Source organism: Arthrobacter sp. R3-55 (assembly GCF_054161505.1).
Genome location: NZ_CP096423.1, coordinates 189199 through 214721, shown reverse-complemented (window position 1 = coordinate 214721; position 25523 = coordinate 189199). Strand labels below are relative to the sequence as shown.

Annotated in this window: 23 protein-coding genes; 14 read left to right on the top strand and 9 right to left on the bottom strand. The window is 63.8% G+C overall.

Annotation, left to right across the window (positions count from 1 at the left end):
- Positions 1-219 precede the first annotated feature (219 nt).
- The 6 genes from M1D51_RS01040 to M1D51_RS01015 are packed head-to-tail and all read left to right on the top strand — an operon-like array spanning position 220 to position 6088.
- Positions 220-1572 (top strand): MFS transporter, encoded by a 1353-nt coding sequence (locus M1D51_RS01040; RefSeq protein WP_458108191.1) that lies wholly within the window; start codon positions 220-222, stop codon positions 1570-1572.
- Complete coding sequence (locus M1D51_RS01035; RefSeq protein ID WP_458108190.1) at positions 1572-2579, top strand: C-terminal binding protein; 1008 nt, start codon at positions 1572-1574, stop codon at positions 2577-2579. The genes M1D51_RS01040 and M1D51_RS01035 overlap by 1 nt, the downstream gene beginning before the upstream one ends.
- Positions 2576-3646 (top strand): zinc-dependent alcohol dehydrogenase, encoded by a 1071-nt coding sequence (locus M1D51_RS01030; RefSeq protein WP_458108189.1) that lies wholly within the window; start codon positions 2576-2578, stop codon positions 3644-3646. The genes M1D51_RS01035 and M1D51_RS01030 overlap by 4 nt, the downstream gene beginning before the upstream one ends.
- Positions 3643-4443: an SDR family oxidoreductase gene (locus tag M1D51_RS01025; RefSeq protein WP_458108188.1), complete on the top strand. Its 801-nt coding sequence runs from the start codon at positions 3643-3645 to the stop codon at positions 4441-4443. The genes M1D51_RS01030 and M1D51_RS01025 overlap by 4 nt, the downstream gene beginning before the upstream one ends.
- Complete coding sequence (locus M1D51_RS01020) at positions 4440-5123, top strand: bifunctional 4-hydroxy-2-oxoglutarate aldolase/2-dehydro-3-deoxy-phosphogluconate aldolase (RefSeq protein WP_458108187.1); 684 nt, start codon at positions 4440-4442, stop codon at positions 5121-5123. Before M1D51_RS01025 ends, M1D51_RS01020 begins: the two co-directional genes overlap by 4 nt.
- A complete protein-coding gene (locus M1D51_RS01015) occupies positions 5120-6088 on the top strand; it encodes a sugar kinase (RefSeq protein ID WP_458108186.1) in 969 nt (322 codons plus the stop codon). Before M1D51_RS01020 ends, M1D51_RS01015 begins: the two co-directional genes overlap by 4 nt.
- Positions 6089-6139: 51 nt before the next feature.
- Here M1D51_RS01015 and M1D51_RS01010 read toward each other — a convergent pair whose 3' ends face one another.
- Positions 6140-6910: an IclR family transcriptional regulator gene (locus tag M1D51_RS01010; protein ID WP_172322889.1), complete on the bottom strand. Its 771-nt coding sequence runs from the start codon at positions 6908-6910 to the stop codon at positions 6140-6142.
- A gap of 285 nt (positions 6911-7195) precedes the next feature.
- On the opposite strand from M1D51_RS01010, the gene M1D51_RS01005 reads away from it, so the two are divergent.
- A complete protein-coding gene (locus M1D51_RS01005; RefSeq protein WP_458108185.1) occupies positions 7196-7819 on the top strand; it encodes a hypothetical protein in 624 nt (207 codons plus the stop codon).
- 198 nt (positions 7820-8017) lie between these two features.
- Here M1D51_RS01005 and M1D51_RS01000 read toward each other — a convergent pair whose 3' ends face one another.
- Positions 8018-8476 carry a VOC family protein gene (locus tag M1D51_RS01000; protein WP_458108184.1) on the bottom strand — a complete coding sequence of 153 codons (459 nt, stop codon included), beginning with the start codon at positions 8474-8476 and terminating at the stop codon, positions 8018-8020.
- Between the two features lie 114 nt (positions 8477-8590).
- On the opposite strand from M1D51_RS01000, the gene M1D51_RS00995 reads away from it, so the two are divergent.
- Positions 8591-10570, top strand: coding sequence for a DUF222 domain-containing protein (locus tag M1D51_RS00995; protein WP_458108182.1), 1980 nt, complete (start codon positions 8591-8593; stop codon positions 10568-10570).
- Positions 10571-10687: 117 nt separating this feature from the next.
- Here M1D51_RS00995 and M1D51_RS00990 read toward each other — a convergent pair whose 3' ends face one another.
- Together M1D51_RS00990 and M1D51_RS00985 are read right to left on the bottom strand one after the other, a co-directional pair.
- Complete coding sequence (locus M1D51_RS00990; protein WP_458108181.1) at positions 10688-11875, bottom strand: 4-hydroxybenzoate 3-monooxygenase; 1188 nt, start codon at positions 11873-11875, stop codon at positions 10688-10690.
- Between the two features lie 117 nt (positions 11876-11992).
- Positions 11993-12733, bottom strand: coding sequence for an IclR family transcriptional regulator (locus M1D51_RS00985; RefSeq protein ID WP_458108180.1), 741 nt, complete (start codon positions 12731-12733; stop codon positions 11993-11995).
- 179 nt (positions 12734-12912) lie between these two features.
- Between M1D51_RS00985 and M1D51_RS00980 the strand changes: the two genes are divergently transcribed.
- Positions 12913-14181: an MFS transporter gene (locus M1D51_RS00980; RefSeq protein ID WP_458108179.1), complete on the top strand. Its 1269-nt coding sequence runs from the start codon at positions 12913-12915 to the stop codon at positions 14179-14181.
- Positions 14182-14294: 113 nt separating this feature from the next.
- Here M1D51_RS00980 and M1D51_RS00975 read toward each other — a convergent pair whose 3' ends face one another.
- From M1D51_RS00975 to M1D51_RS00965, 3 genes are all read right to left on the bottom strand, one after another.
- Positions 14295-14711 (bottom strand): Hpt domain-containing protein, encoded by a 417-nt coding sequence (locus tag M1D51_RS00975; protein ID WP_458108178.1) that lies wholly within the window; start codon positions 14709-14711, stop codon positions 14295-14297.
- Positions 14712-14722: 11 nt separating this feature from the next.
- On the bottom strand, positions 14723-15250 hold the full coding sequence (locus tag M1D51_RS00970) for a hypothetical protein (protein ID WP_458108177.1): 528 nt from the start codon (positions 15248-15250) through the stop codon (positions 14723-14725).
- A 568-nt stretch (positions 15251-15818) separates the two neighbouring features.
- Complete coding sequence (locus M1D51_RS00965) at positions 15819-16427, bottom strand: TasA family protein (RefSeq protein ID WP_458108176.1); 609 nt, start codon at positions 16425-16427, stop codon at positions 15819-15821.
- 222 nt (positions 16428-16649) lie between these two features.
- Between M1D51_RS00965 and M1D51_RS00960 the strand changes: the two genes are divergently transcribed.
- On the top strand, positions 16650-17405 hold the full coding sequence (locus M1D51_RS00960; protein ID WP_458108175.1) for a ZIP family metal transporter: 756 nt from the start codon (positions 16650-16652) through the stop codon (positions 17403-17405).
- 19 nt (positions 17406-17424) lie between these two features.
- On the opposite strand, the gene M1D51_RS00955 is transcribed toward M1D51_RS00960, so the two are convergent.
- Positions 17425-18672 (bottom strand): hypothetical protein, encoded by a 1248-nt coding sequence (locus M1D51_RS00955; protein ID WP_458108174.1) that lies wholly within the window; start codon positions 18670-18672, stop codon positions 17425-17427.
- Between the two features lie 414 nt (positions 18673-19086).
- Between M1D51_RS00955 and M1D51_RS00950 the strand changes: the two genes are divergently transcribed.
- From M1D51_RS00950 to cls, 3 genes are read left to right on the top strand one after another with little or no spacing between them, the layout of a single operon-like run.
- Positions 19087-19464 carry an SHOCT domain-containing protein gene (locus M1D51_RS00950; RefSeq protein ID WP_172322901.1) on the top strand — a complete coding sequence of 126 codons (378 nt, stop codon included), beginning with the start codon at positions 19087-19089 and terminating at the stop codon, positions 19462-19464.
- A 45-nt stretch (positions 19465-19509) separates the two neighbouring features.
- Positions 19510-20574, top strand: a complete 1065-nt coding sequence (locus M1D51_RS00945; protein WP_458108173.1) for an AI-2E family transporter — start codon at positions 19510-19512, stop codon at positions 20572-20574.
- Positions 20575-20580: 6 nt separating this feature from the next.
- On the top strand, positions 20581-22047 hold the full coding sequence (gene cls, locus M1D51_RS00940) for a cardiolipin synthase (RefSeq protein WP_458108172.1): 1467 nt from the start codon (positions 20581-20583) through the stop codon (positions 22045-22047).
- Positions 22048-22147: 100 nt separating this feature from the next.
- Here the strand turns inward: cls and M1D51_RS00935 are convergent, their stop codons facing one another.
- Positions 22148-22744: a DedA family protein gene (locus tag M1D51_RS00935; protein WP_458108171.1), complete on the bottom strand. Its 597-nt coding sequence runs from the start codon at positions 22742-22744 to the stop codon at positions 22148-22150.
- Positions 22745-22872: 128 nt separating this feature from the next.
- On the opposite strand from M1D51_RS00935, the gene M1D51_RS00930 reads away from it, so the two are divergent.
- Positions 22873-25506 (top strand): LuxR C-terminal-related transcriptional regulator, encoded by a 2634-nt coding sequence (locus M1D51_RS00930; protein ID WP_458108170.1) that lies wholly within the window; start codon positions 22873-22875, stop codon positions 25504-25506.
- Positions 25507-25523 lie beyond the last annotated feature (17 nt).

Below are 25523 nucleotides of genomic sequence, written 5' to 3'. Positions count from 1 at the left end.
AGGGGGCGCTGACTCCAGCGCCCCCTAAGGCAAAGAGCGCACGACGGCGAGTACCGCCGTCGTGCGCTTTTTTGTGACCTTTTCCAGAAATCGCTTTCTTCCGCTTCCGGCATGCATTACATTTATCTCCAGCAGTTTTCGGGATGCCATCCCGATAATCGGAATTGAAAAAGAACTGACCATTCACGGCAACCCGCCGCCACCCGCTTGGAGACAAGATTGACTGAGAACAGCGTTGTTCAGAACGCCGGTCGGCCAGACACCGGCACCCCTTCCGAGGTGAAGAACGTCCGCAGGGCCGCATGGGCCGGACTGATCGGGACTGCCCTGGAGCAGTACGACTTCGTGATCTACGGAACCGCATCCGCGATCATCTTCAACACGATCTTCTTCCCCAACGTGGATCCTGCGATCGGCATCCTTGCTGCTTTCGGCGCCTATGCCGTTGGCTTCGGCGCCAGGCCCCTGGGCGGACTCTTCTTCTCCAAGTACGGCGACCGCCTGGGCCGCAAATGGGTGCTGGTGGCAACCCTGTTCCTCATGGGAATCGCCACGTTCGCCATCGGCCTCCTGCCGACTTACGAGCAAGCCGGGCTCTGGGCTCCGGCCCTCCTGGTGGCCTGCCGCTTCCTGCAGGGGTTCGGCGCCGGAGCCGAACAAGCCGGAGGCGTGGTCCTGATCGCCGAGACCGCACCCAAGGGCCAGCGTGGCAAGTACGCCTCCTTGGTCTTCGTCGGAGCAGCGGCCGGAACGGCACTTGGAGCGGTCGTCTGGATCCTGGTTCAAATGATGCCCAAGGAAGCACTGGAATCGTACGGATGGCGACTGGTCTTCTTCTCGTCAATCTTCGTGACGATCGCCGCTTACGTCATCCGCCGCAAGCTCAAGGAATCTCCCGTCTTCCAGGAACTTCAGGAAGAGGGGGCCATCGGCAAGCGGGACACTCCCGTGGCAGACGTGGTGAAGAACGGCCGTACCAACCTGTTCCGGGTGTTCTTCATGAATGTCGGCGCCAACGCCCACTCCTACCTTTTCCAGGTATTCCTGGGCTCCTACCTCATCAGCCAGCTCAAGATCGACGCAACGTTCATTCCCAAGGTCCTGCTGGTAGGCGCCCTGTTCGCCTGCGCGTCCGCCTACGTATTCGGCAACCTCTCGGACAGGTTCGGCCGCCGCTCCATGTACTTGGTGGTCACCACCTTCCTGTTCCTCTTCCCCATCCCGGCCTTCCTGCTGATCAACACGGGCAATCTGTTCCTGATCTCGCTGGTGATCGTCCTGGGCTTCATATTTGCCGCCCAGGGATCCGTAGGTGTCCAGGCCGCGTACTTCCCCGAACTTTTCGGCGCACGCTACCGCTACGCAGGTGTGGCACTCGGCCGCGAGTTCTCCTCCGTTTTCGGCGGCGGCGTTGCTCCGCTGATCTGCTCCGCGCTGGTCACGGCCTTCAGCGGATCCTGGGTCCCGGTAGCCATCTACATGATGGCCATCATGGGCATCAGTTTGTTCACCACCATCAAATCCCCGGAGACGGTCGATCGCGACCTTCTCCTTGAAGAGGACGCCAAGTAATGCAACCCCCGATCACGCCCATCAACCCGACAAAAATAGTCATCACCGATTGCGACCACGACTCCATCGATATCGAGCGGGCGGTTGCCCGGGATGCCGGCGTGGAGCTGGTGTTAACTCAGTGCCACAGCGAGGACGAGGTGATCGCTGCCGCGGCTGGCGCGGACGCGATTGTTGTCCAGTACGCGCCTATCACCGCCAAGGTTCTGGACGCGTTGCCAGGGCTGAAAGCGATCGGCCGTTACGGCGTCGGGGTTGACACGCTCGACGTCGAAGCCGCCACCGCGCGCGGCGTCGCCATCTGCAACGTCCCCGATTACGGCACCGAAGACGTCAGTGACCATGCCATTGCCTTGGCCGTCAGCCTGGCGCGCGGGATCACGCAGCTGGACCGCGGTGTGAGGCGGGGGGACTATTCGCTGGGGCCGGTGCAACCGTTGCACCGGATCAGCGGGCGGGTGTTCGGGGTGGTGGGCCTGGGGTTGATCGGGGCCGCCACGGGCCGTAAAGCAAAGGGGCTGGGCTACCAGGTCATAGGGTCCGATCCCCTGCTGGCACCCGGCTCTGTCACGGATGACGGGATCACTGTGGTCAGCTTCGAGGATCTCGTTGCCCGTGCTGACGTCATCTCCCTGCATGTCCCGCTCAACCAGCACACGCATCACCTCATCAACGGTGACGTCCTGGACAAGGTGAAGCCCGGGGCCGTTCTGGTCAATACATGCCGCGGAGGTGTGGTGGATACGGATGCGGTAGCGGCAGCCCTGAAGGACGGGCGCCTGCACGCTGCCGGCCTGGATGTCTTCGAAGTGGAGCCCCTGCCCAGGAACAGCCCCTTGTTGGAACTGGAGAACGCGGTCCTCACACCACACGCGGCCTGGTACAGCGAGGAATCTTACGCGGAGCTCAAGCGCCGCACGGTGGAGAACGTGGTGGAGGTCTGTGCCGAGCGCACACCGCGCAACATCCTTAACGGCGAAGTGCTGACGGGGAGCGTGGCCCGATGAGCATCGAAGCCATCCCGGGAACAACCGTCAAGACCATGCGGGCAGCGGTGTGGACGGGTCCGGAGACCATTGAGTACCGGACCGTGCCGCTTCCCGAGGTGCCGGAGGGTTGGTCCTTGGTCCGGTCCGAACTGACCGGGATTTGTGGCACGGACTTCTCCATCCTGCACGGAAGCCACCCCCGCGCTGAGGCGCCCGTGGTCATGGGTCATGAAATCGCCGGTGTTGTGGAAGTCGCCGCGGCGGGAGGTCCGGCGGCGGGCACCCGGGTGACCGTGGAACCCTTGATCCATTGCGGAACATGCCACCCGTGCCGGGAGGGGAACACCCATGTGTGCCGGAACCTGAAGCTGTATGGGATCGACGTTGCAGGGTCCTTGGCCGAGTACGTGGCTTTGCCCGCGGAAACCCTGATTCCGATCAGCTCAGCTGTTCCACTCCAGGAGGCAGCATTGGCTGAGCCGTTGGCCGTGGCCGTGCATGCAGTGTCCCGGTCGGGGCTGCGTGGCGGTGAGCGGGTGGTGGTTTTCGGCGCCGGCCCCATCGGCATCCTGACCGCGCTTGTTGCCCGGCATGAAGGTGCCGGCAGCGTGCTGATTTCCGAACCCTCCGAAGAACGCCGTGTAGTGGCCGAGCAGCTTGGTTTCGACACCGTCGCTTCCGGCACCGACCCTGTGTCCGCGGTCATGGATGCAACCGGCGGGGACGGCGCGGACATCGTGTTTGATTCGGCTGCGCACCCCTCGGTAGCGGCGCTGCTGCCCAAAGCCGTCCGCGTCCTGGGCACCATCGTTCTGGTGGGCGTCTACAAAAAGCCGGTAGAGGTGGATCTGCAGGCTTTGACCTTCGCGGAAAACACGGTGGTGGGAGTGCGCGTCTACACCCACGCCGACGTCGAACGCGCAGTGACGCTCATCGAGGGCGGCGAACTTGGGTTGGGACGGATCCCGGTGCAGGTCTTCCCCCTGGAAGAAACCCCGGCCGCGTTCACCCAGGCCATGACCGCCGGAGCGGTCCTCAAAGTATTCGTGGGCCCGGCAGGGGCGAACGGCAAGGAAGAAGAATGACTGACACCGGCATGACAGACACAGCAGCGCCATTTGACCTGACGGGCCCGGTTTTTGACCTGACAGGCTCGACGGCGGCCATCACCGGAGCCTCCCGGGGCATCGGCCTGGGAATCGCCGTCGGATTGATCCGGGCGGGCGCCAACATCGTTGCGCTGCAACGGGGCCCCCTCGCTCCGGAACTGGCCCAAGCCGCGGCGGAGGCGGGGGTTTCCGCTGAGGTCGTAGCCATCGACCTCTCCAGTCAGGACTCCGTCACCCGCGCCATCGAAACCACGATGGCCACGCACCGGGTGGACATCCTGGTCAACAACGCCGGCACGCAGATCCGCCATGACTCCGTGGAGTTCCCGCTGGAAGACTTCGACGCGGTCATGAACATCAACACCCGGGCGGTGTTCCAGCTCTGCCAGGGCTTCGGCAAGGCCATGGTGGAGCGCGGACACGGAAAAATTATCAATCTCGCCTCGCTCCTGAGCTTCCAGGGCGGATTGCGGGTCCCGGCCTACGCGGCTTCCAAAGGAGCCGTGGCCCAGCTGACCAAGGCGCTGTGCAATGAGTGGGCCCCACATGGGGTGAACGTCAACGCCGTAGCCCCGGGCTACATCGCCACGGACATGAACCAGGCGTTGCTGGCCGACACTGTGCGGAACGAGCAGATCTCCAACCGGATCCCGGCCGCCAGGTGGGGCTCAGGAAACGACCTCGCCGGAGCAGTGGTGTTCCTGGCATCCCCGGCAGCGGACTACGTCCACGGCGTGGTCCTTCCGGTGGACGGCGGGTGGATGGCCCGATGAGCACTGTTCAACGCCCGAGCATCCCCACACGTCCTGCGCCTTCGGCGATCCTGACAGCCAACCCCGTGGTGGCCGTCATGCGCGCACAGCACGCCCGCGAGTACGCCCCCGTGATCGAGGCCTTGGTGCGCGGTGGGGTCCGCTCCATCGAGTTGACCCTCAGCACCAGAGGCGTCTTCGAGGAACTGCCCCTCCTGAGGGAACGGTTCGGTACGGACGCCGAGATCGGGGTCGGCACCATCACCACTGCGGACCAAGCGAGGCAAGCCCTCGACGGCGGAGCGGACTACCTGGTCACCCCGGCGATGGTGACCGCGGTGGTGAGCGCCGCCGTCGAGCGTGGCATCCCGGTGTTCCCGGGCGGGCTGACGCCCACCGAACTGCTGGCAGGCTGGCAAGCCGGCGCCACTGCGGTGAAACTCTTCCCGGCTTCGGCCGTGGGACCCGGGTACATCGGCCAGCTCCGCGGACCCTTCCCGGATATGCAGGTGGTACCTTCGGGCGGCATCGGGATTGACGATGCGCCGGCGTGGATCGCGGCCGGCGCTATGGCCGTCAGCCTGGGCGGGCCTCTGCTGCGGGACGCCTTCTCCGGCGGGAACCTGGCGGAACTGACAGCCAGGGCAGAAAAGCTCAGCCGGCTCGTCGCCGGGGCCGTCGAAGCGAGGGCGGCGAAATGAGTGCACTCACCGAGGCGGTCCCTACCGATGTGATCACCATGGGCGAAACCATGGCGCTGATGAAAGCCGCTACGCCCGGTCCCCTGGCCCACGCAGGCTCCCTGGAATTGGGCATGGGCGGGGCGGAGACCAACTTCGCCATCGCCCTCAAGCGCCTGGGCACCAGCGTGACCTGGCTCGGGCGGGTGGGGCAGGACAGCCTCGGCGACCTCGTACTCCGAGAGGTAGCTGCCGAAGGCGTGACCACCCTGGGTATCCGCGACGCCGAGGCCCCCACGGGTCTGATGATCAAGGAACGCCGCACCCTGGAACACCTCAAGGTCTGGTACTACCGCTCAGGCAGCGCCGGCTCGCGGTTGGCTCCGGAGGACGTCCCGGTCCACATCATTCGGAAGGCGAAGCTGCTACACCTGACCGGGATCACGCCCGCCCTCTCCGAATCGGCGCGTGAAGCCGCACAGTATGCAGTGTCCGTGGCGCGCGAAGCCGGGGTGACCGTCTCCTTCGACCTGAACTACCGTGCAGCGCTGTGGACAGAGGACCAGGCAGGGCCGGTCTTCCGGGCGTTCATTGAACAGGCGGATATCGTGTTCGCCGGCGATGACGAAGCGGGGATCGCCGTGGGTCACGGCTCGGAATCCCTTGAGCTCGCCCACAGGATCGCAGCCATGGGACCAGGGCAGGTAGTGATTAAGAACGGGCCGCAGGGCTGCGTGGCTGTCATCAACGGCACCGAATACCGTCAAGAGGCAGTGCGCATCAACGCTGTGGACACTGTGGGGGCTGGAGACGCTTTTGTGGCCGGATATATCTCCGACCTCCTCGCTGGAGCCCCGGTGGAAGACCGGCTGCGCACCGCGGTGAGAACAGGCGCCTTTGCCTGCCTCGTCCCCGGAGACTGGGAAGGCATGCCACAACGACACGAGCTGGGATTACTGGACGCTACCGACCCCGTGGCCCGCTAGATCCTTCCGGGGTCTGCCGCTGCTGTGTCAGCGCCGTTGATCAACAGGGGCCTAGATCCACGCCCTTTCAAACCCCGGCGGCAAGCAACTGGTGAGCTCGGGCTGGAACTTCTGCAGCAACGCAACCAGGGATTGGACGCGCTCGGGGTTCATATGGACGCTGGGGGCGGAGACCGACACTGCGGCAGCCATGGCTCCGCTCAAATCAGGTATCCCGATGGCAAGGCACGTGATCCCCAGTTCGTTCTCCTGGTCATCCATGGCGTAGCCGTTGTGCTTGGCCTCATGCAAGGCGGAAAGGAATTCTTCCACGGTCCTGATGGAGAGCGGCGTCGGGGTGATGGCGTGGTTGAAGGCCTTGACCGCTTGGGCGTCGTCCTTCTCTGCCAGCAGCACTTTGCCCAACGCCGTGGTCTGGGCCTTCCGGCGAACGCCCGGATACGAGGTCATCTCGAACCCGCGGTGTCCGCGGGCCTTGGCCAGGTACACCACTTCATCCCCGGACAGTATCCCCAAGTGGGTGGCATCCTGGGTGATTCGGGCAATATCGGACAGGATCTGCTGCACGGCCCCCGGCAAATCGATGCTGGTTTGCGCTTGGGTCCCCAATTCCAGGAGCTTGACGCCCAGATGGTAGCTGCGGTCCTCCGCCTGACTCAGGTACTTGGCTCCCACCAGGGAGGTCAGCATCCTGTGGGTGGCCGATCGGCTGAGTCCTGCGGCTTTGGTGATGTCCTCAAGCCGATGATTGCCGGCCGCTACGTGGTCGATCAGGCTGAGTCCTCGTTCGAGTGTCCGGGCTCCGGCGGTGCTGGCTTCCATACCGCCGATTCTCCCACGAAACAGCCACTCGTCCCTATATGTGGAAAGTCCCCGGCGGCGGTTAGACTCTTCGGTGCGTACTGACCGCGAACAACGCACGACGGCGACCTGCCGCCGTCGTGCGTTGGGATACGGAAAGAAACTCTTCCAGGATGGCCCGGATCGCCACCTGACTACTTGTGCCGATGGCCCCGTCCGCCAATTTAGTAAGGATGCTTGCTTTCTGGCCGAAGGTGGTGTTTTGCTTGATTTACCAACGTTCAGGCACCCGGACTAGGAGCTGACATGGTCTATGAAGACAGCGCGGGTTCAAGCACTCCCAAAGCCCGCAGGAATGAAGTCGTCAATGCGGAAAAGGAACGCTTTGGGGGCATTAAATGGGGTTCGGCCTTCTTTGGCTGGTTAACGGCCATCGGGATGACGGTCCTGCTCAGCGCCTTGGCTACCGCCATCGGCGTGGGCGTGGGGGCGGCGAATCCATCCGGCGCCGAGCAAGCTGCGGATCAGGCCCAGCAGAACCCGGAAACCCTGGGTATTGTCAGCGGAATCGTGCTGGCAGTCGTCTTGTTCCTGGCCTATTACTGCGGAGGGTACGTCGCGGGTCGCATGGCCCGTTTCGATGGAGCGAAGCAAGGGCTCGCCGTCTGGCTATGGGGCATCATCATCGCCATCGTGGTGGCGATCCTCGCGGCGGTGGCAGGTAACCAATTCAACATCCTCGACAACCTCAACGGCGCCCCGCAGATTCCTGTCGACGGAAGCCTGATGACCGCCAGCGGCATCATTGGCCTTGTGATCGCCTTGATCGTTCCCCTCATCGGCGCCATCGTCGGCGGCAAGGCCGGCATGCGCTTCCACCGAAAAGTGGATCAAGCGGGCATTGATCACCAGAGCGGGGTCGTCGGTTAGGCGGCATCTACAGTGAGTATCGCCAAAGACGAGACAAGCGCACGACGGCGACCTCCCGCCGTCGTGCGCTTCAGGCCACCGTGCCTGAAGACCGCAGCGGGGCGCGGCGGGGGCGACATGGCGCGGCTGAGGCAACATGGCGCGGCTGGGCGATATGGCGCGGCGGGGGCGACATGGCGCGGCTGAGGCAATACGGGGTCAAGGGCTTGTGAAACCGGGCTTCGAGCTGCGTTCCTCGAGGGATTCGAGCTCCTGAAACAGCGTGATCTGGAGCCCTTCGGGTGCTTCGAGCCGGGAATTCAGCGATTTCCAGGGGGTCTCCCTGGGTTCAGCAATCAAGGTGCCGCCGGCTTCCACCAAGTCCTTGGTGGCCGCGGCGGAATCATCCACTTCGAAGGCGATCCGGATCTTGGCGCTGGGCTTGCCGTCCGCCTCAATCCTGTCAATCATCCGCACTTGGGCGGCGTTGGCGATCTCGAGGGTAGCCCGGCCGGCTTCCAGGATGGTGACCCTGGCGTCCCCATCTCCTTCGAAAGCAGCTTGCTCGGGCAGGCCCAGGGCGTCACGGAAAAATGTCAACGCGGCATCGTAATCCTCAGCCTCTACGACAAGGCGCAACTGCCGGACCGGTGTTTTTGGACTCGGGTTAATAGTCATGTTTTACGGTAGATCCTGAGCCGCTATTTCCTCGACACCATGAGCAGCGATTGGTTTTCCACATAGCGTCTTTGAGGGCTTATAGCGGTTGGGTCCCCGTGACAGGCTTGATTTATGGAAGGCACAGGGCAGATCGTGGAGCGGCGGGCAAGTTCGTCCGGCGCCAGTGATGTGCCGGCGCACGTTCCGCTTTTCTCGCTCGATGTTCCTGTCCGAACTTCGGCACACCAATTCCCGACGTCGGCAGGCATCACCCCGGATGCATCCCGGGACGCTGGGCGACCCTTCGTGCCCGACTCCCCGTCCATGCCCCGGGAACCTTTGGAAGGGGTAGCGCCCGCGGCGCTGGCAACTTCTCAGGAATCCGCGGCCGATGAGGTGCCGCGCGCGTTGACCCCGCACCCATGGTCGTCGAGTGTTCCATCAATGGAAGCGGCGCTTCTCGGGGGCGCTGCCGCAGTGGACGTGTTGCGTTCGACGGCGGCAGATGAAGTCCGACTGCTCGGTTTTGTCGATGCGGCTGACTTTGCGGGCAAGGTCGAAGAGATCGCCCGATCCTTGGAGTATGTCCAAGTTATTGCGGCGCAGGCGGTGGAACGGGCCCGGACGGAGGCGCTACAGGCCAGTCCGGGGTCCTCGGCGGCTGCGTCGGAGTGGCGGACGGGCTGGACTGAAACTGTGCCGGGGGCTGACGCGGGTTCTCTTTCCGGCGCGGGCTCCGGTACCGGCGCGGGTTCTTTTTCCGGCGGGGGTTCTTTTTCCGGCGCGGGCTCCGGTACCGGCCCGGGCTCTGGTTCCGGCGCGGGCTCCGGTACCGGCGCGGGCTCTGGTTCCGGCGCGGGCTCCGGTACCGGCGCGGGCTCTGGTTCCGGCGCGGGTTCTGAGGCGCCGGCAGCCGGGTCCAGGGCCAGTGTTGTGGATGACGGGTACCGGGACGCGGCACAGTTCCTGCGGGCGCGGTTGCGGATCGGTATCGGCGAGGCCCGGCGCAGGCTCGCCCTCGCCCCGGACGTCCTCCCCCAACCCGGCATGATTGGCCAGGACATCCCCGCCCGCCGCATGATCCTCGCCGAAGCCCTGGCCTCCGGAGAACTGCCCTCCCGCTCAGCGTCGATCATCAGCAGTGCCCTGGACAAAGTCAGGAACCTCACCGACGACGCCACCATCACCCGGATGGAACACGCCCTGACCAAAACCGCAGTAGAGACCGACCCGGACTTCGTCACCACCATGGCCAAACGCTGGACCGAATCCATCGACCAGGACGGCCCAGAACCCTCCGAGGAAGTCCTCCGCCAACACCAAGGCGCGTTCCTACGCCGCCGACGCCGCTACGGCCTGCACCACATCGAAATCTTCGCCACCGCCGAACAATACGAAACCCTCACCACCACCATGAACACCGCCACCAACCCACGCCTGACCACCACGGGCTTCGGCACTGTCATGGGCCCTGATGCCGGCACTGATGCCGGCGGCGGCCCTGACCTTGACCGGCGCTCCCGGGCCCAGAAACTCCTGGACGGCCTCACCGGTGCCTGCAGCCTCGCCATGACCACCGGGGAACTACCCTCCAACGGCGGACTCCGACCCCAACTCACCGTCACCATCGACTACAACGAACTTTTCGATCAACTCACCCCGCCCGGCAATGGCGCCAGGACAGGCACCGGCACCGCTACATTCCTTGGCCCGATCCACCCCAACACCATCCGCAAAATAGCCTGCGACGCCGACATCATCCCCGTCCTGCTCGGCAGCGACTCCCGCGTCCTGGACATCGGCCGCACCACCCGGATCTTCCCACCCCACATCCGCAAAGCCATCACCGCCCGCGACGGCGGCTGCGCCTTCCCCGACTGCACCATGCCCGCACCCTGGTGCGAAGCCCACCACACCACCTACTGGTCCAACGGCGGCACCACTTCGACAGACAACGGCACCCTGCTCTGCAGCCACCACCACCACCTCATCCACAAAGAACAATGGCGCATCGACATGACAACCGGCGTCCCATGGTTCATCCCCCCACCCCACATCGACCCCCAACAAACACCCCGACGCAACCACCACCACACACCCCACAGAACATAAGAAAGCGATGTGGGGCCAATGAGCGGGCTCCTGGGGAAACGAAAGCCCCACTCACTCACGAAGCCGGCAGCCGCCAAATCGCCAAAAGCCCGCCAAGTCCCCAGCAGCCCGGCGAGGTCAGCGTGCGGCCGGCCACCCCGTGTACGACTCTGCCAGGTACGCCTTGGCATGCTCGGACGTGACCACGGAGTGGAGTTCACCGAGTTGGCGGGCACGGTCGAAGTCGTCGGCACCCGGCACCGTATGCAGCATGGATGTCATCCAGTAGGAGAAGTGCTGGGCCTTCCATACGCGGTCCAAGGCGCGGTCGCTGTAGGAGTCAAGCAAAGCGGTAGAGCCGTTGGAATAGAAGGAGTCGAGGCCTTCGAAAAGCACTTTGACGTCGTGGATGGCCAGGTTGAGGCCTTTGGCCCCTGTGGGTGGAACGGTGTGCGCCGCGTCGCCGGCCAAGAAGAGGTTGCCGTGGCGCATAGGCGTGTGGACGAAGCTGCGGAATGGCAGAACCATCTTCTCCAGGACGGGCCCTTCTTTGAGCTCAAAGCCGTTGCCGTTGACGCGCTTGCGGAACTCAGTCCAGATGCGTTCGTCATCCCAGTCGGCCACGTTTTCCTTGGGGTCGCACTGGAAATACATGCGCTGCACGGTTTCAGTGCGCTGGCTGATCAGTGCGAAGCCGTTCTCCGAGTTCGCGTAGATCAGTTCGTCGGCGCTGCGCGGGGCCTCGGCCAGTATCCCGAACCATGCGAAAGGGTATTCGTGGAAGTACCATTTCCGGTTGGCCTCCGGGATTTGGAAGCGGCAGTGGCTGCGGGAACCGTCAGCACCCACCAGGAAGTCGGCTTGGATTTCGAATTCCTGGCCGTCGGCATCCGTAAACCACACCTTCGGTTTGCCTTCGAGATCGTGAACCGTGGTGTCGGTGACGCTGTACCGGACGTCACCGCCGTCGGCTTCCCGCTTCGCTGCGAGGTCCATGAACACGTCAGTCTGCGGGTACAGCCACACGGATTCGCCCACGAGTTCCTTGAAGTTGATGCGATGACTCTCACCATTGAAGCGCAACTCAATGCCGTCGTGACGATCGCCTTCACGCAGCACCCGGTCGGAGACCCCGGAGTCAACCAGCAGGTTGACGGTGCCGTGCTCGAGAATCCCGGCGCGGACCGTTTCCTGGATTTCCTTGCGACTGCGGATCTCAACCACTACGGACTCAATGCCCTGCTTGGCCAGCAGATGGGAGAGCATGAGGCCTGCGGGGCCAGCGCCCATGATGGCCACTTGGGTGGTGATGGGTGTGCGTGCCATTGTTGTTCCTCGCTTCGTTGCGGATCCCGGCTTACTCGGACGCGGGATGAATCTGGATTCAGTGTGGCGCGCAGTGAGTGATTGTCGTTACATCAATTCCGTTCAACGGAAGCGAAATCATTCGGCCAACCGCCGCCCTATGCCTCGGGCCGCCGTCTGGAGTGCCGGAACAAGCGCCTGCAACCGCATTTCCGCAAGCGGCACAACCACGCCTAAAGCCGCCACAGTGCGGCGCTTACCGTTCATCACCGGAACAGCAATGCCCCAGGTGTCGGAATCCACCACGCCCGCTAGTTGCGCGTAACCCTGCTGGGCGGCGTCGGCCAGCAATTGGCGCACGACGCCGGCCGTCACCTTTCCGGACGGATCCTGGAACTGCTCGAGGTACTCCGCCTGCACCTCACGTGGCTGGTGCGACATCAGGGCCAGCCCTGCCGAGGAGATATGGACGGGCATCCTTCCCGCCACCCTGGCCCGGTTCGCGACAGACCCCCTCCGCGAGAGCCGCTCCACGAACAGCGCCTCCCAGCCCTCCAGCACAGCAAGGTTTACGTTCTGGTTAAGGACCTGCTGGATATCCTCCATGAATGGCATGGCAGCCTGACGGAGGGCCAACGTGGGCGAATTTCGGTTGACGAGTTCCCAAAGGCGAAGACCCAGCCGAACAGTGCCACCAGCGCCGGGATCCAACAACCCGTGCTCTGAGAGTTGGCGGACCAGCCGATGCGCCGAGGACAAAGGGAGCCCTGCCCGGTCAGCCAACTCGGTCAGCTGCAGGGAGGTCACTCCTTCCGGAAAGGCTTCGATAACCCGAACCACGCGGTCTACTACCGAGTCTCCTGATGCTGAGTTGGCCACCACGCCCTCCTTGGGTATCTGGTCGGAAAGTGACGCGGCACCAACTTGCCACCTTCCATTCAATGGTAGAACGTGTGCCACGCAACATCCTGGGGTGATACAACTCTCATAACCGACCGAACGTTCTTTGGCCTGGGGCAATCAGCCAGCGCCAACCACAATGAAGTACCGAGGACGCTATGCCAACGATGACATCTGCCCGCCGCTCCCAATGGCCTGTTTGGCTCTGTTGGCTGGCCATGGTCCTGGACGGTTTCGACCTCGTTGTCCTTGGAACTGTCATCCCCACACTGATCAAAACCGGCGATCTGGGCTTCGACGCGGTCGGAGCCACCTTTGCCGCAACCATCTCCTTGGTAGGCGTGGGCCTTGGCGCACTTTTCATCGCGCCGCTTTCCGACAAGTTTGGGCGCCGGAAACTCCTGATCGCCTGTGTGGCAGGCTTTTCGCTGTTCACCATCGGCATTGCCTTTGCCCCGAACGTTGCCATCTTCTCTCTGCTGCGCCTGCTGGCCGGGCTCGGTTTGGGTGCTTGCCTCCCGGCCGCCCTGGCATACATGAACGACTACGCCCCGGCCGGGACAGCCGGGAAGTCCACCACCCGGACCATGACCGGTTACCACGTGGGCGCCGTAGCCACCGCTCTGTTGGCTATTTTCATCGTTCCCAACTGGCGGCTGATGTTCATCATCGGCGGTGTGGCCGGCCTGATACTGCTGCCCTTCCTGTGGGTCAAGCTGCCGGAATCGCTCCCTGAAGCAGCCCCTGCCAAGGCGGGCGAGGCCACGAAGGCAACAGCCGTCGTCGACCCCTCCACCGGTACCAAGCAAAAGACCGGTTTCCGCGACCTCCTGCAGAAGCCCTATCCTCTGGTGGCCGTGGGTATTGGCATCGCATCGTTCATGGGGCTGCTGCTGGTCTACGGGCTGAATACGTGGCTGCCGCAGCTGATGGCTGCTGCCGGATATCCCGTGAGCACCGGACTGACGCTGTTGCTGGTCCTGAACGTGGGCGCCGTGGCGGGCCTTTTCCTTGCCGGGATTCTTGCCGACAAGCATGGGACCAAGAAGATCGTGCTCCTATGGTTCGGGTTGTCGGCGGTGCTGCTGGCGATCCTGAGCGTCAAAATCCCCAACGAATTCCTGCTCAACGCGGCCGTATTCGTGACGGGAGTATTCGTCTTCAGCTCCCAGGTGCTGGTGTATGCCTGGGTCAGCCAACTGTTCCCTGCGCGGCTCCGCGGAACCGCACTAGGCTTCGCGGCAGGTGTCGGCAGGTTGGGCGCGATCGTTGGTCCTGCCGTAACGGGAACGTTGGTAGCCGCAAATATCGCCTACCCTGCAGGCTTCTATGTGTTCGCCGCCGCCGGACTGCTGGCCGTGGCCGCGCTCTTCCTGGTGCCGCACGAGGTCAAGGCCGCCGACGCCACCGTGCCGGCGCACCACTAGCCGCTCCAGACTAGGAAAAATCACCAGCACCGGGGTAAAACCGGCCCGATTCGATGCCCCGGATTCATGGTGCGGCAGTCCGGATCCAGAATTCCCGGTCCAGGGTCCAGGATTCAACGCCTCGATCCCTTGCGCAGGGACTCGTGCGCACTCCCCAGCAACTGCGGACCCGCCGCGAAGCAGCGATCAGTGGAATCCTGCAGTGCGGGGAGAGCCAAGACCGCCGAGTCGAAGTGATCTTCCCGGATCATGGTTTCGATGACCATGCACTGGTTCTCCGTCTCAAAGGCCCCCACCATCGCAGAGGAAATCTTGAGGCTGAGGACCGCATCCATGCTGGCATCGGCATCCTGCAGCCCTAGTCCGTGGGAAATTCTGAGGATCCTGCCGGGCAGCATACTCAGGTAGTTGGAGAGAAAATTGATGGCCGGTGTTGAGTCTTCCAGCTCCTCAGCCAGTGATTGCAGCGTGCATGGCTCCAGGACGGATTCCGTCTTCCCTACGTCTGGTTCAGCACGTCCGGCCGGCATCCGCCGGTCATTCACCACTTGCTGCCTGCGGCTCTGCGGCACCTTCCAGGGCCGACTCGCCGGGCTTGGTGGTAACCGTACCGGCGACGCAACCGAGCGTCGCGGTTGCGCAGTGGAGTTTCGCGGTGGGGCGTCCCGGTTGCGCGGTGGAGCGACCCGGCTGCACCGTGGGGCGTCCCGGTTGCGCGGTGGAGTTTCGCGGTGGAGCGGTGGTGCGTCCCGGCTGCGCGGTGGAGCGACCCGGTTGCACCGTGGGGCGTCGCGGTTGCGCGGGCGTTTGCTGTGAGTGCCACTGCAGTGGATGGTTCTGCAGTGGTTCGGCGTGCAGTCAGGGGGCAGTAAGTGGTTGTCGCCGCTGCGGGCTGCTTCACAGCGACGGGCTTCAAAGCGGCGGTGGGCTCCACGCCAGACCCGAGGCCGGTGGACTTCGCTCCGGACCCGACGACGGTGGGCCGGGTTACGTCGTTGACCGCCGTGGGCTTCCCTGCGGAACGCCGGCCGTGGAGGGCTGGTCCGTCAATGCTGGTGAGGGTACTCATGTCCTGGCGTTCCTTCCGGGTGTTGATCGACTTCTGTAGGGTTTTTGCAGAAAAGCCCGTGTGCCCCTGCCCTGGCTTCCTGCGGAAAATCCTCAAGTCCGACCCTGGAATTCTTATCTGGCCTGGAATTGTTGTCCGACCTTGGAATTCCTGTCTGGCCTGGAATTCGTGTCTGGCTCAGGAATATTTGCTCAGGAGTATGGCTGATGCAAGAAAAATACCGGCGGACCTGATCGAGCAGGGGGGAAGCCCGACCAGGCCCGGCGGGGCTTGATGGTGTTACTAGTAGCGCCGGTAGTTAGGTGGCTGCCGCTAACAAGCTGCGGCTAGGTGGCTGCCGCCAAGAAGCTGCGGCCAAGAAGCTGCTGACTGTGGCTTTCTGGACTAGCACCGCGGACTATGGCGCCGGGGACTATGGCACAGCCGCCGGGGCTGATCGGGCTGGGGTAGTGAATCCGATCAGACCCGGCTGCGCTATCGGCCGGCCCAGGGGGTTATCGGGCTGAACCCGTGGGGCTTGACGGCGTATTGCGGGAAGCTACAGGGAAGCTGCGGTGGTGCTGCGCTGTTACTTGGTGGTTTCGGTGCGTTGGGTGCCGGTGAAGGCGAAGGCGATGGTGGAGGTGGCGCCTTGGAAGTCGTTGTTCGCGGTGGTGGGGAACGCGGTGGTGACTTTGAGGTTGTCGGTCTTGGTCGAGGTCAGGGAGGCCAGGTTGTTCAGGACCTTGTTCGCGGCGATCACCGGCCCGTTGGCCAGCACGGTGGTTTTGGTGCCGGTGCAGGTGTAGGGGGCGGCGGTGCCGGTCCAGGCCACGGAGCAGTTTTCGATGGTCAGCTGCAGGCCGTGGGTGGTGTCGGTGGTGAGCAGTGATCCGGTGGCCCCGGCGGAGGTGGTGAGGGTGATGTTGTTCAGGTCCGAGTTGCCGGTGTTGGCCAGGGTGACGAGTTTTTCGATCTTGTCTCCGGGCAGCAGTCCTGCGACGGGGAGGTTCAGGGTGTTGGCCGGTCCGGGTGCGCCCAGGGCGATGGTGACGGTGCCTGCGGTCACTGCCTGGGAGGCGGAGGTGGAGGAGGTGAACGCGCCGTAGGTTCCCATGCCGGCGACGGCCGCTGCGGTGCCGACCAGTGCGACGGAGGCGAGGATTTTGCCGGAGGTGGTCTTGAGGCTGATGGCCATGGGAATCAGGGTCCTTTCGGTGGGCCACCGCGGTTCCGGCCGGCCTGTTCTTCGATGTCTGCCTCTCTGGCTGACAAGAACTACTGTGCCGGGGCTGGATCAAGAACAAATCCTGCAAACCCGCAACACTTCCTCAGGAAAAACTCAAGACTCCCGCACGCCCCCAACCCCCTATGAAAAACTGCATTGGTGCACGTGGAAGGCCAATGAAAGGGCACAAGAATGCCGATGTGGTTGCAGGCCCTGCTGTGGGGAACGCTGGCAGGCGGAGCCTTGGTCCTCGGTGCCGGGATCGCCTGGGTTTGGAAAGTCCCGCCGAAGATCGTTTCCACGGTGATGGCCTTCGGTGCGGGGGTCCTGATTTCCGCGCTGGCTTTTGAACTGGTGGACGAGGCGGTTGAGGGCGGCGGGTTGATCCCCACCGTGCTGGGTTTCCTTTTGGGCGCCGTAATCTTTGTGGGCTCCAACGTTCTGCTGGCACGCGCCGGCGCCAAACACCGGAAACGCTCCAGCGGACCCCAGCCCTCCGAGAAGGAGAGCCCCGGCAGCGGAACAGCCATCGCCGTTGGAGCGCTCATTGACGGCATTCCTGAATCCGTGGTGCTCGGCGTCGGACTTCTGGCCGGTGGCGGTGTCAGCCCGGCCATGCTGGCCGCGGTGTTCATTTCCAATGTTCCCGAGGGCCTGTCCAGCACGGCGGGCATGAAGAAGGCCGGACGCAGCCCCGCGTACGTCTTCGGCACGTGGACCGGCATTGCAGTGTTCAGCGGACTGGCTGCGCTCATCGGTTACACGGCTTTGGAGAACGCTCCCGGGAGCGTCATTGCGTTCATCACCGCAATCGCCGCCGGTGGGATCCTGGCGATGCTCGCGGACACCATGATTCCCGAGGCCTTCGAAGAGCACCACAACCTCACGGGACTGACGGCCGCCGTCGGGTTCCTCAGTGCCTTTACCATCCATCACGTGGGTGGCTAGGACTCCACCCCCAAAGGAGCTAGTGCGGCAGCAGGCCAAGCAACGGCAAGGCGACCGCCGTCGACACCGCCATGGCCGCCGTGTTGCCGATCACCGGGTGGAATCCTGCGGGTAGCCGCGCGGAAACCAGACGCGCAATGGGCGGAGCCAGGACTGCTCCCAGCACGGCCCCACCCACCATCGCGGACCACGAGCCGCCGTAAGCCAGCACGGCAGCAGGGGCCACGGACACCACGGACGCATAGGTGGCAGCCCATCCGCCGTCGCGGTACCAGCGCCGCCAGAGGACCACGCCGATTCCCGAGGTCAGCGCCTGGGCGAACAGTATGTGGGGCACCAGTTCCGACCCGTACGAGGGCAACCCCGGGTTGAGTACGTACGCCACCCCCACTGCCAGAATGACACCGGCGCCAGCCAGTTCGTTGGCAAAGAAATGGGTCTCGGTGAAGTCCTTGAGGACCCGTCGCACCGCCCAGCCGGCATCGCCGCGGAACTTCCGGTGAACGCTCGACGGCGGGACTCGCCGTTGTGCGGGCGGGTCCGGCACACGCAAGGCTAGCCACGGCAACTGCCTCGCCAGCAAAAACGACACCATGCACGCAACGGACATCGCAAGGACGTTTGCCACCACTGTCGGCAGGCCAAGCGGCACGGACACGGCGGGGATGAACAGCAGGGCCAACGGGGTAGTGGTGACTGCGCCCAGAACAGCGCCTGTGACGCAGGTTCTCCAGCCGCCGCCGTACATGAGGACCATAGCGGGAGCGACGCAAACAAAAGGTACGAAAGTGGGCTGCCATCCGTCGTCGAGCATCCATCCGAAGGCCAGGTTGGATATCAGCAAACTCAGCGACGCCGATGCCAGCACCCAGGGCCAAAGTCCGGTCCCATAACTGAGCGAACCCGGCCAACTCCGCCCCCGTCCGCCGGCCCGCCACGCAAGTGCCGCCCCGGACAGGAGCCCGAGCGCGGCGAGTTCCGAGGCGAAGAACAAGGGCTCCGTCATGTCGCTGAGGAACCACCGGAGCGCCGGGAGCCAGGACTCGGTGGCAGCTTCCGGCCAGCCGGAGTACACCGGGCCAAGCCGCGGAGACTCTTGGGCGAGCATGTGCAGGAGCAGTGCGAAAGCCCCCACAACTGCCACCATCCCGGATGCGCCCATAGCGACCGCTGCCGCGCCAAGATGGCGGGTTGGCTCCGGTCCTCGCCGGAACACGGCTTTGGGCGCGCGGTCAGTTGCGGAATCGGGCGAAAAAGAGTGCGTCATTGGGACCCTAAAACGTGCGGTGGTGCGTGGCTTTGAGCAGCGTAACCGACCGTTTGACGCCGGGCGCAACGTCCTGGTTACGGGGAATTTGTGACCGGACCAAGCACCCGGCCGGGCACCAGCCGGCCACACTCCCCGGCCACCCAGCCCGGCACCCGGCCGCGCACAGCCCAGCCCAACCCGGCACCCGGCCGCGCACGGGCCAGGCACCCAGCCCGGCCACCCGTCGTCGGGCCCCAACCCACTCACCCTTACTAGGTGATCTTTCTGCCCAATCGCTGCCGATCCCAGCCCGGTCCGGCGCCGGACGGGCCGGCCGAATCGAGAATGGTGATGTGGTCCCGCCGGGGAACGGGTCCCTTGCCGGATGACGACGGTCCTGCCCCGGGCCGAACGAACGATGGGAAAGACACCATGAACTTCTTGGAATCGTTGTGGAGCATCATTCTCGCTTTTTTCTTTGTTGCCTATTTGATCCTCCTCTTTCAGATCATTTCCGATCTTCTCCGTGACAAAGCCCTCGGCGGCGGCGTAAAAGCCCTCTGGATTCTGTGCCTGTTCGTGGCACCGTTCATCTCGGCCCTGATCTACGTCATCATGCGTGGGAAAGGAATGGCGCTGCGCAGCGAAATACGCGTTCGTGAATCAGTGGAAGAAGCAGAGAATTACATCCGGGAGGTTGCCGGAGCCCCTACACCCACCCAACAAATCGAATCGGCCAAGGCCCTTCTTGCCGCAGGTGACATTACCGAGGCAGAGTACGCTCGCCTGAAGGAGCTGGCATTGGCCTGATTCGGACGACGGTCCGTGCTTCACAAAACTGCCGAAAGGGACCGCATGACGCGATTGAAGGCATTCCCGCTGTTGGAAGGCGGACCGTTCCGATTCGGCCTGATAACGGCCTTGGGTGTCCTGGTTGCCTTGGCTTTGGGGTCCGCTGTCATAACGTTGCGGTATTCGCTGACGTTGATCTTCGCAGCCCTGTTTATCTCCCTGGGGCTGTATCCCTTGGTCCGGTGGTTGGAACGGTGGAAGCTCTCACGCGGCGGAGCCGTGCTCGCGGTGGCTGTGGGCTTCCTGGTGGTAGTGGCAATCCTGATCCGCTTTGTGGTTCCCATCCTGGTGGAAGAGGGCGCCGCGCTGGTCCGGTTGCTGCCGTCCAGCTTCGACGCAGTGGGTGAACAGGAATGGTTCCGGGACGTCAACGGATCACTCGGCGGAGCCCTGACCCCGCTGCTGGAATGGTTGGAAACCTCGGCAGCGGACCCCAATGTTTGGCTGGCTATTGGCGGCGGCGCCGTGCAGGTTGGCTATAACGTGGTGAACGGGACCTTCGCCGTGGTCTTCGTTGTTGTCCTGACCCTCTATTTCGTGGCCGGACACGAGGTCATGAAATCCAGCCTTTATGCACTGGTTCCCGCGTCCCGCAGGGAATCATTTGCGGACATTTCCGAAACAATCATTGCCTCGGTGGGTAAATACCTGAGCGGAATGTCAATCCTGGCCCTGTTCAACGCAATTTTTACCTTCATCCTCCTGTCCGTGGCAGGGGTCAGATACGCGGCGGTACTTGCCGTCCTTGCCTTCCCCATCACCCTCATACCGCTGGTGGGCAGCGCGGTCAGCACCGCCATCATTACCGTGGTTTCACTCTTCACCTCACCCTCAACGGCACTCGTTGTTTTCCTCGTCATGCTGGCGTACATGCAAATTGAGGCCTATATCCTGACGCCGCGGGTGGTGGGCAAAGCCATCAGCATCCCGGGTTCCTTGGTGCTGATCGGTGCGATGGTGGGCGGGACACTGCTGGGACTGCTGGGCGCGCTGATCGCCTGCCCCACCACTGCCTCCATCCTGCTGATCATCAAAAAGGTAGTCATCCCGCAACAGAACGCCAAGTAGCCCGGCATGCAAGGACTACTGCACGACGCCGAAGCCGTCACCTTGATCTTGTTGGCGCTGCACATCGTGCTCGGTGCAATTGCCGCGGTGATGGTCTCAGCCAACCGGAAACCGTCGTCGGCCATTGCGTGGGTGTTGGCGATCATCTTCATTCCGTATCTGGGTACGGTGGCGTTCCTGCTGGTTGGGCGCGGCAAGCTCCCCAAAGCCCGGCGCGAGAAGCAACGCGCAGTCAACGAACTGATGCTGGGACGTACGCCCGGCCTTTCAGCGGTCAGCCACAGTGAGGACTGGCCCGCCTGGCTGCGTTCCGCCGTCGAACTTAACCTCAGGCTTGGGGCGCTGCCCATGGTGGGCGGCAACCGCGCCGAGCTGTTGGAGGACTATGACGGATGCTTCCACCGCATGATCGCGGACATGGATGCCGCAGAAGAATACGTGCATGTGGAGTTCTACATCCTGGCGCTGGATCCCACAACGTCCCCTTTCTTCGACGCCATGGCCAGGGCCCGCAAACGCGGTGTGGAGGTCAGGGTGCTTTTTGACCACCTGGCAGCGGTTGGCGGCCCCAAGTACAGGGACATGCTCCAGGCTTTTGACCACATGGACGTCGAATGGCACGCCATGCTGCCCCTGCGGCCCTTCAAGGGTCAATGGCAGCGCCCGGACCTGCGCAACCACCGGAAGCTGGTGGTGGTGGACGGACGCGTGGGCTACACCGGCTCGCAAAACCTGATCGATGCCTCCTACAACAAGAAGCGGAACATTCGGCGGGGCCTTCAATGGCATGAGCTGATGGTCCGCTTGGAGGGGCCGGCAGTACGTGAACTGCACGCCGTGTTCGTCACGGACTGGTACAGCGAGTCCGGGACCCTGTTGCCGTTGGACACCTCACCGGTGGTCCTCGGATCGGAGCCGGAGCTCATTGACGCCCAGGTCCTGCCCAGCGGCCCCAGTTTCGATAACGACAACAACCTCAAGCTCTACACCACGCTCATCTACAAGGCCGAGCACCGCGTCAGCATCACCAGCCCCTACTTTGTCCCGGACGAAGCAATCCAATTGGCCATCGTCACCGCCGCCTCGCGGGGATTGAGCGTTGAGCTCTTTGTCTCGGAAGTGGGCGATCAGGCCATGGTCTACCACGCCCAGCGGTCCTACTATGAGGTCCTTCTGCGGGCGGGTGTCCGCATCTACCTTTACCGGGCACCGCAGGTCCTGCACGCGAAGCACTTCACCATTGACCACGACGTCGCAGTCATAGGTTCCAGCAACATGGATGTCCGCTCGTTCAGCCTCAACATGGAGGTCTCGGTGCTGGTCCATGGCCGATCCATCGTGGACCGGATGCGGGCCGTGGAGGACAGCTACCGCGAGGCGAGCATGGAGCTGTTGTTGGAGGACTGGCTGCGGCGGCCGGTGGGGCAGGTGGCACTGGACAACCTGGCCCGGCTGACGTCGTCGCTGCAATAGTTCGCCGGGGTAGCTGGTGAGGGTAGCTGGCGGGCGTAGCGAGCCGCAGTAGGGTGTGGCGCCCTGGCCGGGTGCGCCGCCGCAGCACGATCGGACTGCATCAATCGTCCAACTGCAAGTACCAGGTCACACCCGCGCTGATGCCCCTGCCCAGCAGCAGCGAGAACGCGATGGCGATGACGACCGCAAATTCCGTTGAAAGCCCCGGCAACAGCCCGGACAGGGCGCCGATGCCCACCGAGTAGACGGACCACAGGATGCCGGCTGCAACGGAATAGAGGACGAACCTGCCGCGAGGGACAGGGGTGATGGCGCTGGCCACGTTCATGGTCAGGCGCCCCAGCGGGACAAACCTGGAGGTCAGGACCCACGAGGCGGAGTGCTTGGATAATCGTTCCCGGGACGCATGCAGGGCCTTCTGGGTGCGAGGGCCTTGGAGCATCTTCCAACCGGCCATGTTCCTGCGTCGGACCAGTTCATACGCACCGAGATCTCCAGCCACCGCTCCGGCCAGCATGGCTGCCACCAAAAGGTATCCGTTGGGCAGATTATCCGTGGCGGACAGGGCTCCCAACGCTACAAACAACGACGTAGTGGGGATGGGTGGGAAGATCGCCGACAACGCCACGAAGAGGGCCCCGAGCGGGTAGACCCAGCCGGAGTCCGCAGCGCTCATGATGTCCTTGAAAGCCTGCACGGTGAAACCCCTTTCCGGGCTTCGCCCAAGCGTCTCACGGTGGACATCACCATCCTTACGCGCTGAGCCCGCCGCGCGGATCGCCTGTACTGGGTGAATCCTCGAAGTCACGCCCCTACACTGAAGGAGTGGACGACCTTCGAGGTACCCGCCCGGACTTAATGAGCCCTCAACTGACCACGGTTTCCAAGCCGCCCTTGGACGTGATGGACCGGCCCCGGCTTGTGGCAAAACTCGATGCCGCGCCAGACACCATCCTTCTCTACGCCCCTGCAGGATTCGGCAAAACGGTGCTCCTGGGCCAATGGCTCGCCTGCCGCATGGACAACGTCGCGTGGGTGAGTCCGGACCACCAGGACAAGCCGGCCCTGTGGCCGTCCATCCTTCACGCGCTCCGGCAGTGCCCTGCCGTACCAGCGGGCACTTTGAATCAATTTTCCGGATCCGAGGCTAATGCCCGCGAGGTACTGGGGCGTCTGGCGGAACAGCTGACCAGCGCCGGCACCATCCGTTTGGTGATCGACCGCGTTGAGGGCTTCCCGGCCGCTGACCGGGATCTTTGGATTCCTGCCCTCCTTGCCCACGCTCAACTGCCCTTCCAACTTGTCCTGGCCACCCGGGAAAGCACGGCCGTGGACCCGGGGCGGGCCCGGCTCAGCGGACGGATCCTGGAACTGCAGTCACATGATCTGGCTTTCTCCCTGGACGAGATCAATTCACTTGCGGCCAAGACCATCACCCTGCTTGGGACACATCAATTGGGCGAAGTGTTCCGTCAAACCGGGGGGTGGCCGGCTTGCGTGGTGCTTGCCTTGCGGACCCTGCGCAAGGCCGCGGATATCGAAACACCTGTGGGCGACATCGCAGCGAACAACCGCCAACTCGGGGAGTACCTGGGCCACGAAATTATCCGCGTACTCACCCCCGCCGAACGGCAGGTGCTCGCCAGTACCAGCATGTGCCGTGTCCTGGTGGCAGCCCAAGCCAATGCCTTGGCGGGCCACCGGGATGCGGGCAATGTCCTTTCCGCGCTGGCGGACCACCGCGATCTGGTGGAGTCCGCCGGAAGCGGACGGAAGGTCTTTCTGGTCCGCCCCCTGATCAGGGCATACTTCCGGGCCGAACTTACCCGGAAGGAACCGGACGAAGCGATTCGCCTGAACCGGATCGCTGCGCAGTGGCATGAGCAGGCCGGCGAACCAGAGGCGGCGCTCCGGCACGCCGTTGATGCAGCTGATTCTCAACTGATCGGTGCGATCCTCGAGCGGCACGGAGCAACTCTCCTGGGCTCAGGCGGAGTCACACGGGTCAGGAGGGCCATCGCGGCTCTGCCGGATTCGGTTCTGGCAACCAGTCCGAGGCTCTGTCTGGTGGCGGCACTGGCCCATGTGGAAAGCCGCCAGCCCACTACCGCTGCCCGCTACCTGGCCGCCGCACACCGGACCTGGCCGGATAATCCGCCGGCAGATCTCCGCGAACTTCGCGCTTTGGCAGAAGCCCGGCTTTCCTGGTTCAGCGGAGAATGGGAGAACCAGGATCCCAAGGCCACCAGCGACTATGCGGCCCTTCCCATGTCACGGCAGAGCGACATCAGGATCGAGGCAAAAATGGTGGCCCTCACTGCTGCGGTGATGGAGCAGCAGTACGGGGCGGCGGAGGACGAGGCCCGGGAAGCGTTGATCGAGGCCACCGAAGCGGGCAACAGCTACCTTGCCGGCAAGGTGTACCTCAAGCTTGCCGGCATCTCCTCCATGCAGGGCCAACTCCGCCGCGCCAGTGACTATCTTCGGCAGGCGGAGGAGAAGCTTCCGGCCTACGCGTGGACTGCGGGAGCCGGCCGATCGGTGGGTGCCTTGATTCATGCCTCGGCTGCCCTCCTCGGGTCCGAGCCCGCCGCTGCCCTGAAATTTGCCACTGCAGCCACTGCCGATCTCGGACAATTGGGATCCTCTGCCAAGGGGGTCGGAGCCGCGATGCGCGCTACCTTGGAACTGGTCACGGCGTGCGCCCACTTGGACACAGGAGACAGGCGGCACGCCTTGGACGGCATGCGCCAAGCCCGGTTGAGGATCGGCAAGGACTACCTGTTCGCGCAGCCGATGGCAGCCTTCATCGCGGTGATCGAGCACACGGCGGCCCTGTCACTGGGCCATGCGGAGCGTGCCCGTGAAGTCTTGGAGTGGGCCGAGGAGCTGATTCCCGGCACAGGCGAGTTGTGCCTTTTGCGAGCGCAGGGACCGGCTGGAATCAGCCGCTTCGATGCCGCGACAGAACGCCTCCGCCCCTTGCATGCGGGCGTGGCGGCACCCTTGCTGGAATGGACGTGGATTCACGTTAACGTCCTGGAATGCTCCATGGCCATCCGCGCGGGGCGGAGGGCAATGGCGGGAAAACTACTGGAAGATGCGCTGGCCATGGCGGGGGATCTGGCGGTGACCAGGCCCTTGGCCATTGCTCCCCAGGAAGTCATTGACCTGCTGGTGGAACGGGCGGGTACGCATGGCCCCCAGGAAGAACTTGCCAAGCGGTTGCTGGTTTTGCGGTCTCCTGCTGATGCCCGGCTTGCGCCCTTGCTGACTCCCCGGGAACGGGAGGTCCTGATGCTGCTCCCCTCGCATTTGTCGCAGGAACAGATGGCATCGGAGCTCCACCTGTCCGTGAACACGGTGAAGACCCACCTGCGGATCATCTATTCCAAGCTCGGGGCGGGGACCCGGCATGATGCCGTGGCTGCGGCGTACAGGTTTGGGCATTTACCGTAGGCCGTGACCTCGGAAGA